General features: G+C 71.8%; 12 protein-coding genes. 4 read left to right on the top strand and 8 right to left on the bottom strand.

Annotated features, from left to right (window positions below):
* Positions 1-20 precede the first annotated feature (20 nt).
* From ACIP4Z_RS25315 to ACIP4Z_RS25305, 3 genes are all read right to left on the bottom strand, one after another.
* A complete protein-coding gene (locus ACIP4Z_RS25315; protein WP_401311711.1) occupies positions 21-935 on the bottom strand; it encodes a carbohydrate ABC transporter permease in 915 nt (304 codons plus the stop codon).
* A complete protein-coding gene (locus ACIP4Z_RS25310; protein WP_391163586.1) occupies positions 932-1,903 on the bottom strand; it encodes an ABC transporter permease subunit in 972 nt (323 codons plus the stop codon). The genes ACIP4Z_RS25315 and ACIP4Z_RS25310 overlap by 4 nt, the downstream gene beginning before the upstream one ends.
* A 78-nt stretch (positions 1,904-1,981) precedes the next feature.
* A complete protein-coding gene (locus tag ACIP4Z_RS25305) occupies positions 1,982-3,280 on the bottom strand; it encodes an extracellular solute-binding protein (protein ID WP_401311706.1) in 1,299 nt (432 codons plus the stop codon).
* A gap of 353 nt (positions 3,281-3,633) precedes the next feature.
* On the opposite strand from ACIP4Z_RS25305, the gene ACIP4Z_RS25300 reads away from it, so the two are divergent.
* Entirely contained in the window at positions 3,634-4,476 is an 843-nt protein-coding gene (locus ACIP4Z_RS25300) for a UTRA domain-containing protein (protein WP_391163588.1), read from the top strand.
* Between the two features lie 69 nt (positions 4,477-4,545).
* On the opposite strand, the gene ACIP4Z_RS25295 is transcribed toward ACIP4Z_RS25300, so the two are convergent.
* Entirely contained in the window at positions 4,546-5,049 is a 504-nt protein-coding gene (locus ACIP4Z_RS25295) for an SAV_915 family protein (protein ID WP_401311703.1), read from the bottom strand.
* A 221-nt stretch (positions 5,050-5,270) separates the two neighbouring features.
* On the opposite strand from ACIP4Z_RS25295, the gene ACIP4Z_RS25290 reads away from it, so the two are divergent.
* Positions 5,271-5,855, top strand: a complete 585-nt coding sequence (locus ACIP4Z_RS25290) for a putative glycolipid-binding domain-containing protein (protein WP_391049429.1) — start codon at positions 5,271-5,273, stop codon at positions 5,853-5,855.
* 30 nt (positions 5,856-5,885) lie between these two features.
* Here ACIP4Z_RS25290 and ACIP4Z_RS25285 read toward each other — a convergent pair whose 3' ends face one another.
* From ACIP4Z_RS25285 to ACIP4Z_RS25270, 4 genes are all read right to left on the bottom strand, one after another.
* The gene (locus tag ACIP4Z_RS25285) at positions 5,886-7,127 is read right to left on the bottom strand and encodes an MFS transporter (protein WP_401311698.1); all 1,242 of its coding nucleotides are present in this window, start codon (positions 7,125-7,127) and stop codon (positions 5,886-5,888) included.
* Positions 7,128-7,478: 351 nt separating this feature from the next.
* Entirely contained in the window at positions 7,479-9,017 is a 1,539-nt protein-coding gene (locus ACIP4Z_RS25280; RefSeq protein WP_391163590.1) for a DHA2 family efflux MFS transporter permease subunit, read from the bottom strand.
* A gap of 256 nt (positions 9,018-9,273) precedes the next feature.
* The gene (locus tag ACIP4Z_RS25275) at positions 9,274-9,921 is read right to left on the bottom strand and encodes a LysE family transporter (protein ID WP_391049584.1); all 648 of its coding nucleotides are present in this window, start codon (positions 9,919-9,921) and stop codon (positions 9,274-9,276) included.
* A gap of 123 nt (positions 9,922-10,044) precedes the next feature.
* Complete coding sequence (locus ACIP4Z_RS25270) at positions 10,045-10,866, bottom strand: LuxR C-terminal-related transcriptional regulator (protein ID WP_355339491.1); 822 nt, start codon at positions 10,864-10,866, stop codon at positions 10,045-10,047.
* Positions 10,867-11,076: 210 nt separating this feature from the next.
* Between ACIP4Z_RS25270 and ACIP4Z_RS25265 the strand changes: the two genes are divergently transcribed.
* A complete protein-coding gene (locus ACIP4Z_RS25265) occupies positions 11,077-12,753 on the top strand; it encodes an AMP-binding protein (protein WP_401311694.1) in 1,677 nt (558 codons plus the stop codon).
* A complete protein-coding gene (locus ACIP4Z_RS25260; RefSeq protein ID WP_391163592.1) occupies positions 12,750-14,396 on the top strand; it encodes an AMP-binding protein in 1,647 nt (548 codons plus the stop codon). The genes ACIP4Z_RS25265 and ACIP4Z_RS25260 overlap by 4 nt, the downstream gene beginning before the upstream one ends.
* Positions 14,397-14,404: the final 8 nt, after the last annotated feature.

Raw genomic sequence — 14,404 nt, 5'->3', positions numbered from 1 at the left:
CGTGAACAGCGGTCGCGCGGTCAGCCCTTCACGGCGCCGGCGGTCATTCCGGTGGTGACCCGGTTCTGGAGGACGAGGAAGACCAGCAGCACGGGCAGCATGAACAGCGAGGAGGCGGCCATCGTGGCGCCCCAATCGGTACCGAAGACATTGCTGAACGAGGAGAGCCAGACCGGCAGCGTGCGGGCGTCCTGGTTCTTGATGATCAGCGTGTTGGCGAAGGCGAACTCGTTCCACGCCGTGATGAAGCCGAACAGCGACGTGGACAGCAGGCCGGGCGCGAGCAGCGGGAAGGTGACCCGGCGGAACGCCTGCGGCCTTGTGCAGCCGTCCACTTGGGCGGCCTCCTCCAGCTCCACCGGGATCGCCGCGAGGAAGCCGCGCAGCGTCACGATCGTGAACGGCAGCGTCGTCATGAAGTAGACCAGCGTCAGCATCGACAGCTTGTCGAGCATGTCGGTGTCCCGCGCGATCACGTACATCGGGATCAGCAGCGCCTCCCACGGCGCCATCTGCGCGGTGAAGACCAGCAGGATGAAGGCCCGTCGGCCGCGCCAGCGCATCCGGCCGACCGCGAAGGCGGCCAGCAGCGCCACCACCAGCGACATCAGCACCGCGCCGAGCGTCACGGTCAGGCTGTTGCGCCAGAAGGTGCCGAAGCCGTCGGCGTGCATGGCCGTGCGGAAGTGCGCGAAGGTGGGGTGCAGCGGCAGGAAGGACGGGGTGTCGGCCTGGATGGCGGTGGTCGGCTTGAAGGCCGTGATCACCATCCAGTAAACGGGGAAGGCGGCGACCGCCAGCGTGAACAGCGCGGCCAGATTGAGCGGCAGCCGCCGCAGGGACCCGCGGCCCGGCCGGTTCCGACGGCCCGCGCCGCCCGGTCCGCCCGATCCGCCCGCGCGCGGGGCCTTACCAGTTGCGGTGAACGTGCTCACTGCGCGCCCTCCTCGCGGAACATCCGGCGCAGGTTGAAGACCAGCACGCCGAGCAGGATCAGGACGGTCAGCGTGGAGACCGCGGACCCGAGGTCGTACTTGTGCAGGGACTGCGCGATCTGGAAGGCGTAGACCGGCAGCGTGGTGGTCGCCCCGTTGGGACCGCCCTCGCTGATCACCCAGATCTGGGCGAAGCACTTGAAGCACCAGATCACCTCAAGGGAGGTGATCAGCGCGAACAGCGGGCGCAGCATGGGGAAGGTGACCAGCCGGAAGGTCTGCCAGGCGCCCGCGCCGTCGATCCTGGCCGACTCGTACAGCTCCGCCGGGATCGTGGTCAGGCCGCCGTAGAGGGTCAGCGCGGCGAACGGCACGGACTGCCAGACCACCAGCGTCACCAGGATCGCGAAGGTCGAGCCGCCGTGCGCGAACCAGGTGTAGTCGCGGTACGACTCGAAGCCCAGCTTTACCAGTAGCCAGTTGACCACTCCGAAACGGGACTGGAACAGCCACTGGAAGATCGTGGTGGCCGCGATCACCGGAGTAGCCCAGGCCAGGACCAGACCGCTCATCACCGCGAGCCGCATCCGCTTGCCGAGCTTGACGAGCATCAGCGAGACCAGCGTGCCGAGCACCATGATCAGCACGACGTTCAGCCCGGTCCACCACAGGGTGCGGCGGACCACCGTCCAGAACTCCGGATCGTCCAGCACCGTACGGTAGTTGGCGAAGCCGACCCAGGTGGCGCCGCCGCGGATCAGCTCGCCGAGGCCGAAGTGCTGGAACGACATGACGGTGTTTCTGACCAGCGGGTAGACCAGCAGGAAGGCCGTGCCCACCACGGTGGGGGCGACCAGCAGATACGGCCAGACCGCGGCGAGCGGGCGGCGGCGGCGCCGGCGTTCGCGGGGCGGCGGTGGCGGTTCCGCGACGGCCGGCCGTGAGGCGGCGTTGGGAGCGGTGAGCACGGCGGTTCTCCTCGGGGCGCTGATCGGACGCTGTCGGGCGGACGCGGATCAGATAGGGAGCGGGCGGGGCGTGGCCGGTCAGGAGGCGGTGTTGAGGGCCTTGGTGACGGCCGCCGAGGCCGTCTTGCCCGCCGCGTCCGGGTCGCTGCCGGTCAGCACCTGCGTCATGTACTGCTTGATCGGGTTGTTGGCCTCGACCGCCGCCCAGTTGGGCGAGTTGGGCGTGGCATGGCCGTTGGCCGCGCCGACCGCCATCACCGAGGCGCCCTCGTTGCCCGCCAACACCCCCGCGAGCGAGGTGCGGTTGGGCACGTAGCTCATCTCCTTGGCCATGTCCGTCTGCCACTTGGTGCCCGCGAGCGCCTTGACCACCTCGTAGGCCAGCGCCTGGTGCCGGGACGCCTCGGGGATCACCAGGTCGGAGCCGCCGGTGAAGACCGCGCCCGGCTTGTCGGCGGTCTTGCCGGGGATCGGGAAGAAGCCGATCTTGTCCTTCATCGCGGGATTGGCCTTGACGATGGCGTCGGCGCCGCCGGGCACCGAGATGATCTGCGCGCTCTTGCCCTTGGCGAAGACGTCGGCCTGGAGCGGCTTGGCCTCGTCGGAGTCCTTCGGGCCCTTGCCGAGCGCCTGGAGCCGCTTGTAGAACTCCATGCCCGCCTTGGCCTGCGGGGTGTCCAGCGCGCCCTTCCAGTTGTCGCCGTCCTGGACCGCCAGGTCGCCGCCCTCGTCCCAGATGAATCCGGCCAGCGCGTACCAGGTCTGGCCCGGCAGGTAAATGCCGTCGTTGCCCCCGGTGTTGAGCTTGGTGGTGTCCTGGATCCACTCGTCACGGGTCTTGGGCGGCGCGGCGATGCCCGCCTTCGAGAAGAGGTCCTTGTTGTAGATCACGACGCGGTTGGCCGCGTACCAGGGGATGCCGAACTGCTTGCCGTCGATCTTGCCGGGGTCGGCGAGGCCGGGAATCCAGTCGGCGCCCTGGAGGTCGGTCACCTTGTCGGTGAGGTCCTTGACGCCGCCGCTCGCCGCGTACTGCGCGACCTGCGTGTTGCCGACCTCCATCACGTCGGGCGCGTCGTTGCTGGCCAGCGCGCTGGTGATCTTCTGGCCTATGCCGTCCCACTCCTGGATCTGGATGTCCAGGGTGGTGCCCTTGTGCCCGGCCTCGAAGTCGGACCTGAAGCGGCTGAGGAATCCGTCGGACATGCTGCCGCGCATGATCCACACGGTGAGCTTGGCGGGGGCCGGCGTCTTGGCGGAACCGCCGGTGTCGCCGGAGTCACCGGAGCCGCCGGATCCGGAGGAGGAGCCGCACGCGGAGAGCGCGGCGACGGCGAGGACGAGCGCCGCGGCGCCGGGAACGAGTCTGGATCTCACGGGGATGTCACCTCGGGCAGGGAGCGAACAGGACTTACCACTTGCCAACTGGTCTAGTGCTGGTCAGTGAAAATGGCATAGACCACTGAGCACGTCAAGAGTTCGCGCACCCGTCGCCCGCCGACCCGCCGTCCGCCGCGCACCCGCCACACGCAGGCCGTATACGAATGAGGCCCCCGAAAGCCAGGTGGCAAGGAGCGCTGGCATACTGGTCAGCATCTGGATAACCTCAGCTCACCAGCACGTCACATGAACCCACCGGCACGTCCCCCGAACTCAGCAGCACGTCATACGAACTCACCCGCACGACGGCGGCACACCGGTGACCCGTCGGCGGCAGGAAGGTGCCCCCCATGGCCAGCGAGCCGCCGCGCTCGGCGCTGAAACGCGAACGGGTCCGCGACTACCTGATGGAACTGGTCGAGTCGCGCGCGCCCGGCGACCCGATCCCGTCGGAGCGCACCCTGTGCGAGCAGCTCGGCGTCTCCCGCCCCACGCTCCGCTCCGCCGTGGACGAACTGGTCACCACGGGACTGCTGGTCCGCGAACACGGCCGCGGCATGTTCGTCGCCCGCGCCAAGATCACTCAGGAGCTGGCGCTCGACGGCCAGGCGCACCGCCTCCCGCAGGCGTCCGGCACCTGGGCCAGCCGCGTCCTGGAGTTCACCACCGTGCAGGCGGGCGCCCGCGTCGGCCGCAAGCTGCGCATCTCCCCGGCCGCCGAGATCACCTACATCGCCCGGCTCCGGCTGGTCGACGACGAGCCGATGGCCATCGAATACCTGCACGTCCCGGCCGACCTCGTGCCCGGCCTGCACGCGGCGGACATGGAGTCCGGCGACTTCTACGACTTCCTGCGCGCCCGGCACGGCGTCCACGTGCACGAGGCCGTCCAGTCCATCGAGCCCACCGTGACCAACGACGAGGAGGCCCGGCTGATCGGCGTGCCCGTCCTGTCACCGGCGCTGCTCTTCGAACGGCTCACCAAGGACGCCACCGGCCGCCCGGTGGAGTACGTCCACTCCGTCTACCGCGGCGACCGCTACCGGATCGTCTCCCGGCTGGCCCTCGGCGACGCCGCGCCCGCGACCGCGCAGTCCGCCGACCGGCACCACCCGGGCATCCCGCCGGGCGACCTCGCGGGGCGCGGGGACGTGACGGCGCAGATGGTGGGGGAGGTGCAGCCCGCGGGCTGAGGCCGGGGGCGTACGTGCTGAGGGTGCGCCGCGGCGCACCCTCAGCGTGCCGGGGTCTCGAACGGCGAACTACGGTGCCAGGCCCGCCGGTTGCTGGCGTATGCCGTCGCCGCCCTCGTCCCCTTCAGCGGTGCCCGCCGCGGCGCCGTCGGAGCCGCGCCGCGGGCAGGGGCGGCCCGCCGCCGGATCGGTCCAGGAAGCCGGGGGCCGGGCGGTCAGCAGCGGGTCGACGGTCAGATGCCGGGCGCCCAGCGGCTCGGCCATCGCGCGCAGCGCGCTCTCCGAGAGCTTGATCCACGGCTGGGTCGGCCCCAGCACCGAGCGCAGCCGCTGGTCACTGGTGAAGGCGACCGCCGTCCTGCTGCCGACGGGCGTACGCCACAGCCGTACGACATAGCCCGCGGGCCCCTGTCGCACCGGCACATACAGCGGCCCTTCCGGTACGGGCACGGATTCCGCGGTCGGCGAGACCGGCCCGGGGGGCGTCTCGCGGGCCGTCGCGGGGGCCGTCTGCTCGTGGGGCTGTCCTTCGGGAGTCCGGTCACCGGGTCCGTCGTGCTGGCTCACGTGCATGCAGCCACCGTAACCCGGCCGCCGGACGCGCATTCGGCGAGGTCGAGGCGTGGACACCGCGCCGACCGGGCGCGCGCGCCGCTTCGGCCGCCCGCCCGCCCCGCGCCCGGCACCCGCCGATCGAGTGACGCGTCCGCCGGTCACGGCCGCGGACCGCCGTCGTCCATGTGTCCTCGCCACGCTTATGGCGTCCGATCCGGGGCGAACGTTACGTTTGCGCCATGACAGCGCCGAACACCGTACTCACCTGGCAGGTCGAGGAGACCGGCGGATACGAGACCGCGTGGGTCGAACTGGCCGCCGGACGGCTGCGCGCGCACGGCCGCGCGGTCGGACTGAAGCCCGAACCGTACTGGCTGAGCTATGAGTTGGACACCGACGCCGGGTACGTGACCCGGCGGCTGCACGTCACCTCGCACACCGTCGACGGCACCTACGACCTCGAACTGCGCCGGGACGAGCGCAGCCGCTGGACGGCCAACGGGCAGGTCGTCCTCGCGCTCGACGGCGCGCTCGACTGCGACCTCGGCATGTCACCGCTCACCAACACGATGCCGGTGCTGCGGCACCAACTCCACCGCAACGAAGGCCATCAGGACTTCCTGATGGCCTTCGTCCCCGTCCCGACCCTCGCCGTCCGCCCCTCCATCCAGGGCTACACCCACCTGACCCCGCTGATGTCAGGGGCCCGGCTCGGCTACGCCTCCGGCACGTACCGCAGCGAGATCGACGTGGACGCCGACGGTCTGGTCGTGCACTACGAGGGCCTGGCCACGCGCCTCAACCGGGCGGCCCCCAAGCTCTGAGGGCCCGCCCGCCGCCCCGCGGCCGGGTGCTCAGACGCCTCCGCCCTCCTCCGCGAGCACGGGACCCTCGGCCCCGCCCTTCGTCCGCCGCGCCCGGCCGATCGCGACGGCGGCCAGCAGGGGCGGGACCGCCGCCAGGAGGAAGCAGAGCGCCGGCGGCACGCCGGCGACCAGCAGCGCGGCCACGGCGCCACCGGCCGAAGACCCGGCGTTGACGGCCGAGTTGACCCAGGTCGTGGCGCGGGTGGTGGCGCCGTCGGGCGCCGCGCCCGCCGCCGCGAGATAGGCGGTTGAGAGGATCGGCGCGGTCAAGGTGCCCGCGGCGGCGACGCACAGGCCGAACACCGTGAGTACGGGGGCGGCGGCCGTGACCGAGACGAGCGCGGCCAGGACGAGGAGCAGGCCGGGGAGCCGGGCGGCGGCGGGCAGCCGCCAGGAGATCCGGCCGTACAGCAGACCGCCGAGCGCGCTGCCCGCCGACTGCGCGGCGAGGATCCAGCCGACCGCCGAGGGGTGGTGGTGCCGGTCGGCGAAGGCGATCACGAACAGCTCCACGCAGCCGAGGCAGCAGCCGATCCCGGCGGCGGCGTACGCGGCCCTGCGGACGCCGCCGCCCTTCTCGCCGAACAGCCGCAGCCGCCCGGCCGCCGAAGCGGTCGACGTGTGGCGCGGCGGCAGCAACCGGGCGGCGGGGGAGGTGACCATCGCGAGCGTGCCGCAGCCGATCAGGGCGCCGGAGAGCACCAGCCCGTTCACCGGGTGCACGGCCACCACGAGCAGCGGCCCGCTGAGGAAGATCAGCTCCTCCGCGACCGTGTCGACGCTGAACGCCCTTTGCAGCAGCGCCTCGTCGGGCGTCAGCGCGTCCCACAGCGCGCGCATCGTCGGCCCGAGCGGCGGACACAGCGCCCCCGCCGCGCCGCTGAGCCCGGCGAACGCCCACAGCGGCGTACCGGGCTCCCGTACGGCCGCGGCCAGGACGAACAGGGTCGTGGCGAACGGCAGCGCCAGCGTGGTCAGGCCGCGCCTTGCGCCCCAGCGGTCCACGAGCGCGGCCCGCGCGGGGCCGAGCAGGACGGACACGGTCGCGAAGAGCGTGGCCAGCAGCCCGCCGCGCGACAGCGACCCGGTGGCGGAGGTCAGGGACAGGACGAGGGAGAGCGAGACGACGCCGTAGCCGAGGCGTCCGAAAAGGGCCGCACCGAAGGTGCGGCGGGCATGGGGAAGGCGGAAGACGGCAGCGTAGGACGCAGCCTGGGCAGGCGCGGACATGGGAGTGATCCTCGGGTTTCCGGGGGAAGGCGGGCGGTTTCGCGTATGCCGCGCAGCGCCGTCAACCCGCCGTCAGGGCGGGGCCGGTCGTCTGTGGGCGCTTACCGCTGCCTAGACACGGTGGGGGAGGATCATGCGCCGCACCCTACCCGTCGGACAGGGTGCGGGAAAAGAGAGACCGGCCGCCCGGCCTGTGCGCACGGGGGCGGCGCACTGGCCGGGCGGCCGGTCGGGGGGCCGGGGGTGCCGGGTGTCCCGTCCCCACGATGACCCGGCGGCCCGGTCCCCTTGACCCCGGCCCACTACCGCTCACTGCGGGGCCGGGGGGGCTAGGGGAGCCCGGAGGCTTGCTTACATGTGGACGGCCTGGACGGTGGTGTCGCCCTGGCTGGGACGGCCGCTGCGGTACATGAGGGCGGCGAGGACGAAGCCGACGGCGAAGAGGCCCGCCGACCACCAGTAGGCGGTGGAGTAGCTGTGGAGCTGGGCCTGCGCGACCACGGCCGGGGACGGCTTGTGGCTGGACAGGTAGCTCGTCGCGGCGCTGGCGGCCAGCGTGTTGAGCAGCGCCGTACCGATGGAACCGCCCACCTGCTGCATGGTGTTGACGGCCGCGGAGGCCACACCGGCGTCGTCGGCGGCGATCCCCGCGGTGGCCACGCTCATGGCGGGCGGCAGGGCCAGGCCGATACCGAAGCCGATGACGAGCAACTGCGGCAGGACGTGCGCCGCGTAGGTGCTGTTGAGGTCGAGGACGGTCAGCCAGGCCATACCGGCGCCGGCCATCGCCATGCCGAGCGGGACGATCGGGCGGGGCCCGAACCGCGGCATCAGGTTGTTGGTGGCGATCTGCGCGGAGACCATCAGCGCGCCGATCATCGGCAGGAACGCCAGACCGGTCTTGACCGGCGTGTAGTGCAGCGACGCCTGGAGGAAGTAGGTCAGGAAGAGGAAGACGCCGAACATCCCGGCGCCGGAGATCGCCAGCATGATGAAGGACGCGCCGCGGTCACGGTCGAGCAGGACGCGCAGCGGCAGCAGCGGGTGCGCGGCCCTGGTCTGCCACCAGGCGAAGGCGCCGACCAGCACGCCGCCCGCGACCAGGAAGCCCCAGGTCATCGGGGAGCCCCAGTGGTGGGTCTCGGCGTTCGAGAAGCCGTAGACCAGGCCGAACAGACCCGCGACGACCATGACCGTGCCGGGGACGTCGAGCTTGGGGCGGTCGGCGGGAGCGCCCTTGCGCAGGAAGGCCATACCGCCGACGAAGGCGAGGACGGCGAAGATCAGGTTCACGTACAGCGTCCAGCGCCAGCTCAGGTGCTCGGTGAGCACACCGCCGAGCAGCAGGCCCACACCGCCGCCCGCGCCCGCGATGGCGCCGTAGATGCCGAACGCCTTGGCGCGTTCCTTGGCGTCGGTGAAGGTCGTGTTGAGCAGCGACAGCGCGGCCGGCGCGAGCAGGGCGCCGAACAGGCCCTGGAGAGCGCGGCCGGTGACCAGCACCTCGAAGTTCTGCGCGGCGCCGGCGAGGGCGGAGGCGCCCGCGAAGCCGACGACGCCGATCAGGAAGACGATCTTGCGGCCGATGAGGTCGGCCAGGCGTCCGCCGAGCAGCAGCAGGGAGCCGAAGGCGAGGGAGTACGCGGTGACGATCCACTGCCGGTTTCCGTCGCTGAACCCGAGGGCGTTCTGGGCGGACGGCAGGGCGATGTTCACGATGGTGGCGTCGAGGACGACCATGAGCTGGGCGAGCGCGATGACGCTCAGCACCCACCAGCGGTGGTTCGCCTTCTCGGTCTTCTGCACCGGGCCCGTGGGGCCCGCGCCGAGGGGCCCTGAGGCCGCGGCGGAGTCGCCGACGTGCGCGTCGGCGGTGGACTGGGATGACATGAGGCGGGACTCCTGAGGAGGAACGGGACGGGCAGGAACCGACCGGAACCGCTGCATGAACGAAACGGTTTCGTACTCCAACGACGGTACGACCCGACCTATCGAAACGCAAACGTTTCGTTGCCGCGCGCCCTGTGCCTCTGATCACATCACCCGATCCACCCGTCCCACCAGGCGCGACGGCCGGGCGGGAGGGGTGAGGGCGCTGGTCCACCGCGCGCGTACATGTCACATCCGGCGCGCGGCGGGGTCCGTCCTACTGGTCGGCGCGCCCCGTGACCGCGACCGTCACACCCAGGCCGATCATCGCCAGACCCCCGGTGCCGCCCACGGCCGCCAGCCGCCGCGGCGAGCGGGCGAACCAGGTACGGGCCGCCGACGCGGTCAGCGCCCAGACGCTGTCGCAGATCAGCGCGATCACCGTGAACACCAGCCCGAGCAGCAGCATCTGCTCGTGTACGTGCCCCGCGCCCCGGTCGACGAACTGCGGCAGCACGGCCGCGAAGAACACCATCGTCTTCGGATTCGTCACGCCGACCACGAACCCCTCCCAGAGCGTACGGAGATCCCCCCGGGCGGCCCCGGCCGGTTCGTCCGCGCTCATCGCCGCCGACAGCGCGCCCCGCTGCCGGAACGCCTTCACCCCCAGATAGACCAGATACGCGGCGCCCGCCAGCTTCAGCGCCACGAACACCGTCACCGACCGCGCGACGATCTCCCCGAGCCCCACCGACACCGCCGTCACCAGCACATACGCGCCCGTGGCGTTCCCCAGCACACTGCCCAGCGCGGTCCGCCGCCCGTGGGCCAGCGCCCGGCCGAGCACGAACAGCACGCTCGGACCCGGAATCAGCACCAGCACCAACGACATCGCCGCGAACCCGGCCAACCGGTCGACCGACATCCCGTCCCCCTCCACGCCTCGACTCCCGCCGTCCGCGCCGTCGGCGCGCCGCAGGTCCGCCGAGCGTAACGGCGGGCCCCCGGCCGAGGCTCCCCAATAACGCCGCCGTTCATCCGCCCGAGGTCAGGGCAGCAGGCCCTCGCGGCGCGCCGCGACCACGGCCTCGAGGCGCGTGTGGGCACCCAGCTTCCGCATCGCGGACCGCAGATAGCTCTTCACCGTCTCGGGCCGCAGCCGAAGCCGCGCGGCAGCCGCCGCGTTGGTGGCGCCCGACGCCACCGAGGCCAGCACGTCCAGCTCGCGCGGGGTCAGCGGCGCCGGGCGCGGGACCCGCGACGCCGCGCCGGAGGGGACCGCGGCCGAGGCCAACCGGGCGCAGGCGGACAGCAGTTCCTGCCGCAGCCGCACATCGGGGATGCGGGTGGCCAGCGCGCGCAGTTCGAGATGCGCCTCGCGCACCTGCTCCCAGGCCCGGGGGTCGGCGGTCAGCGGCTGCTGGCAGAAGGAGAGCAGCCGCTGGGCCTCGTCCCGTACGGCCAGCGCCTGCTCCAGTTCGCGGACCGCGTCGAGGGCGACGGACAGCGGACGGTCGCCCAGGGCGTACGGCTGCCGCAGCGCGCCGTAGAGCACCCCGCGCACCCGGCGACGGACGACGACGGGCACCGCGAGCACCGAGCGCAGCCCCTCGGCGGCGACGGGCGGGTCGTACTCGTGGCTGATCACACGGGACGAGCCGTAGTCGGTGACCGAGCAGGGCCGGACCGTGGCGAGGGTCTTGCCGCCCAGACCGTTGCCGGTGGTGATGGCGAGGCCCCGCAGCGACTCGGTGTCGGTACCGGACATCTCGGAGATACGGAACTGCCGGGCGCCGTAGCCGCCCGCCTGCCCCGCGGCGCCGGTCACCAGCCCGCCGAAGGCCACCGGCAACAGCCCCGACCTGCGCATTCGCAGCAACGCGGCCCGTACCTCGACCGCCTCGCCCCGCTGACCGTCCACCCGATCCACCTCCTCGCCCCCGACCGTCCACCCCGGCCAGGAGCCCGTGACTCCCGGCCGGACGGAATCGGACACCGGCTCTCACCCCCGTCCGGGGGTAGTGAGACCCAGGTCACTACCGCACGATGCTACCGAGGGGTCCATCGATGAGGAGGACAGATGGCGGCAACGGACGCGACCGGTGCTTTCCGGGCCGCCCGTGACTTCCTGCTGCGGCACCGTGAGGACTACCAGGCGGCCCGCGAGGGCTTCCGGTGGCCGGAGCCCGAGGAATTCAACTGGGCGCTGGACTGGTTCGACGCCATCGCGAAGGACAACGACCGCACCGCGCTGTGGATCGTCGAGGAGGACGGCACCGAGGTCAGGATCTCCTTCGCGGAGATGGCCGAGCGGTCCGCGAAGGCGGCCAACTGGCTGCGGGCGCGCGGCGTCCGCGCGGGCGACCGGGTCCTGGTGATGCTCGGCAACCAGGCGGAGCAGTGGGAGACCGCGCTCGCCGCCATGAAGCTGCGGGCCGTCGTCATCCCCGCCACCCCGCTGCTCGGCCCCGCCGACCTGCGCGACCGTATCGACCGCGGCGCCGCCCGGCACGTCGTCGTACGCGCCGCGGACACCGGGAAATTCGCCGAAGTCCCCGGCGACTACACGCGGATCGCGGTCGGCGGCGCCCCCGACGGCTGGCTCCCCTACGAGGACGCGTACGCGGCGGACCCCGGCTTCGTACCCGAAGGGCCGACCCCCTCGGGCGACCCGCTGATGCTCTACTTCACCTCGGGCACCACCGCCAAGCCCAAGCTGGTCGAGCACAGCCACCTCTCGTACCCGGTCGGCCACCTCGCCACGATGTACTGGATCGGGCTGCGGCCCGGCGACGTCCACCTCAACATCTCGTCACCCGGATGGGCCAAGCACGCCTGGTCGAGTCTGTTCGCGCCGTGGAACGCCGAGGCGACCGTCTTCGTGCACAACTACACGCGCTTCGACGCCGCCCGGCTGATGGCCGAGATGGCACGCGCCCGGGTGACCAGTTTCTGCGCCCCGCCCACGGTCTGGCGGATGCTGATCCAGGCCGACCTCAGCGTGCTGGGCACCCCGCCGCGCGAGGCGGTCGCGGCCGGTGAACCGCTGAACCCCGAGGTCATCGAGCACGTACGGCGGGTGTGGGGCGTGCTGATCAGGGACGGCTTCGGGCAGACCGAGACCGCCGTGCAGGTCGCCAACAGCCCGGGCCAACTGGTCAAGGCCGGCTCCATGGGACGGCCGACGCCCGGCTACACGGTCGCGCTCGTCGACCCGGTGACCGGCGAGACCGGCGACGAGGGCGAGATCTGCCTCGACCTGCGCCGGGGCCGGCCGGTCGGCCTGATGACCGGGTACGCGGGCGAGCCCGAGCTGACCGCCGAGGCGATGGGCGGCGGCTTCTACCGCACCGGCGACATCGGCTCGCGCGACGCCGACGGCTACATCACGTACATCGGCCGCGCCGACGACGTCTTCAAGGCGTCCGACTACAAGATCTCGCCCTTCGAGCTGGAGAGCGCGCTGCTCGAACACGAGGCGGTCGCCGAGGCGGCGGTCGTGCCCGCGCCCGACGAACTGCGGCTGGCCGTACCGAAGGCGTACGTCGTCCTCGCCGAGGGCTGGGCCCCGGACGGCGAGACCGCCAAGGCGATCTTCGCGCACTCGCGGGCCGTCCTCGCCCCGTACAAGCGCATCAGGCGGCTGGAGTTCGCCGACCTCCCCAAGACCGTCTCCGGCAAGATCCGCCGCATCGAGCTGCGCGAACGCACGATGCACGACGGGAGCGGCGAATTCCACGAGGAGGACTACAAGTGAGCGCGGCGGGCGGCCCGGCGGCCCGGAGCGCCGAGCCCTCCTACGCGCACGGGACAGGGGAGACGCCGTTGCTCGGGGACACCATCGGGCGCAATCTCGACAGGGCGATCGCCGCGCACCCCGCACGCGAGGCCCTGGTGGACGTGGCGAGCGGGCGGCGCTGGACGTACGCCCAATTCGGCGCGGACGTCGACCGGTTGGCGCGCGGACTGCTCGGCCGCGGGGTGATCAAGGGCGACCGCGTCGGCATCTGGGCGGTCAACTGCCCCGAGTGGGTGCTGGTGCAGTACGCCACCGCGCGGATCGGCGCGGTCATGGTCAACATCAACCCGGCCTACCGCGTGCACGAACTCGACTACGTCCTGCGGCAGTCCGGCATCGAGGTGCTGATCGCCTCGACCGGCCACAAGACCAGCGACTACCGCGGGATGGTCGGCGAGGTGCGCGGCAACTGTCCGCTGCTGCGCGAGGTCGTCTTCATCGGCGACCCGACCTGGGACGCCCTGCTGGCCGCCGCCGACGGTGTGTCCGAGGATCAAGTCGCCGCCGTCGAGGCGACGTTGAGCTGCGACGACCCGATCAACATCCAGTACACCTCGGGCACCACGGGCTTCCCCAAGGGCGCCACGCTCTCGCACCACAACATCCTCAACAACGGCTATTTCGTGGGCGAGACGGTCGGCTACACGCAGGAGGACCGGGTCTGTCTGCCGGTGCCCTTCTACCACTGCTTCGGCATGGTGATGGGCAACCTCGGCATCACCACGCACAGCGCGTGCATCGTCATCCCGGCCCCCTCCTTCGACCCGGCCGCGACCCTGCGCGCCGTCCAGGAGGAGCGCTGCACCTCGCTCTACGGCGTCCCCACGATGTTCATAGCCGAGCTGGGACTGCCCGACTTCGCCGACTACGACCTGTCGTCGCTGCGGACCGGCATCATGGCCGGATCGCCGTGCCCGGTCGAGGTGATGAAGCGGGTGATGGCCGAGATGCACATGGCCGAGGTGTCCATCTGCTACGGGATGACCGAGACCTCGCCGGTCTCCACCCAGACCCGGATGGACGACGCCCTCGAACACCGCACCGCCACCGTCGGCCGGGTCCTGCCGCACCTGGAGGTCAAGGTCGTCGACCCGGTCAGCGGCGTCACCGTGCCGCGCGGCGAGCCCGGCGAACTGTGCACCCGCGGCTACTCGGTGATGCTCGGCTACTGGGAGGAGCCGGAGCGCACGGCCGAGGCGGTGGACGCCGGGCGCTGGATGCACACCGGCGACCTCGCGACGATGCGGGACGACGGCTATCTCGCCATCGTCGGCCGGATCAAGGACATGATCATCCGCGGCGGGGAGAACGTGTACCCGCGGGAGATCGAGGAGTTCCTCTACACCCACCCGAAGATCTCCGACGTGCAGGTGGTCGGAGTGCCCGACGAGCGGTACGGCGAGGAGATCCTGGCCTGTGTGATCCCGCGCGACCCGGCCGACCCGCCGACCCTCGCCGAGATCAAGGACTTCTGCGCCGACCGGCTCGCGCACTTCAAGGTGCCGCGCCACCTGCGGATCATGGACGCGTTCCCGATGACGGTCAGCGGCAAGATCCGCAAGGTGGAGCTGCGGGAGGACTTCAAGCCCGAAGGAGCGTGACCGCCGGG

Origin of the sequence: Streptomyces sp. NPDC088910 (genome assembly GCF_044749865.1) — a bacterium.
Classification (GTDB): domain Bacteria; phylum Actinomycetota; class Actinomycetes; order Streptomycetales; family Streptomycetaceae; genus Actinacidiphila.
Note: the sequence above shows the minus strand (reverse complement) of the source record. Positions and strands in the feature narration are given on the sequence as shown.

Coding starts and splice junctions, on each gene's coding strand:
- ACIP4Z_RS25300 (WP_391163588.1), top strand. CDS start 3,634: ATGGCCAGCGAGCCGCCGCGCTCGGCGCTGAAACGCGAACGGGTCCGC.
- ACIP4Z_RS25280 (WP_391163590.1), bottom strand. CDS start 9,017: ATGTCATCCCAGTCCACCGCCGACGCGCACGTCGGCGACTCCGCCGCG.
- ACIP4Z_RS25290 (WP_391049429.1), top strand. CDS start 5,271: ATGACAGCGCCGAACACCGTACTCACCTGGCAGGTCGAGGAGACCGGC.
- ACIP4Z_RS25295 (WP_401311703.1), bottom strand. CDS start 5,049: ATGCACGTGAGCCAGCACGACGGACCCGGTGACCGGACTCCCGAAGGA.
- ACIP4Z_RS25265 (WP_401311694.1), top strand. CDS start 11,077: ATGGCGGCAACGGACGCGACCGGTGCTTTCCGGGCCGCCCGTGACTTC.
- ACIP4Z_RS25285 (WP_401311698.1), bottom strand. CDS start 7,127: ATGTCCGCGCCTGCCCAGGCTGCGTCCTACGCTGCCGTCTTCCGCCTT.
- ACIP4Z_RS25270 (WP_355339491.1), bottom strand. CDS start 10,866: ATGCGCAGGTCGGGGCTGTTGCCGGTGGCCTTCGGCGGGCTGGTGACC.
- ACIP4Z_RS25275 (WP_391049584.1), bottom strand. CDS start 9,921: ATGTCGGTCGACCGGTTGGCCGGGTTCGCGGCGATGTCGTTGGTGCTG.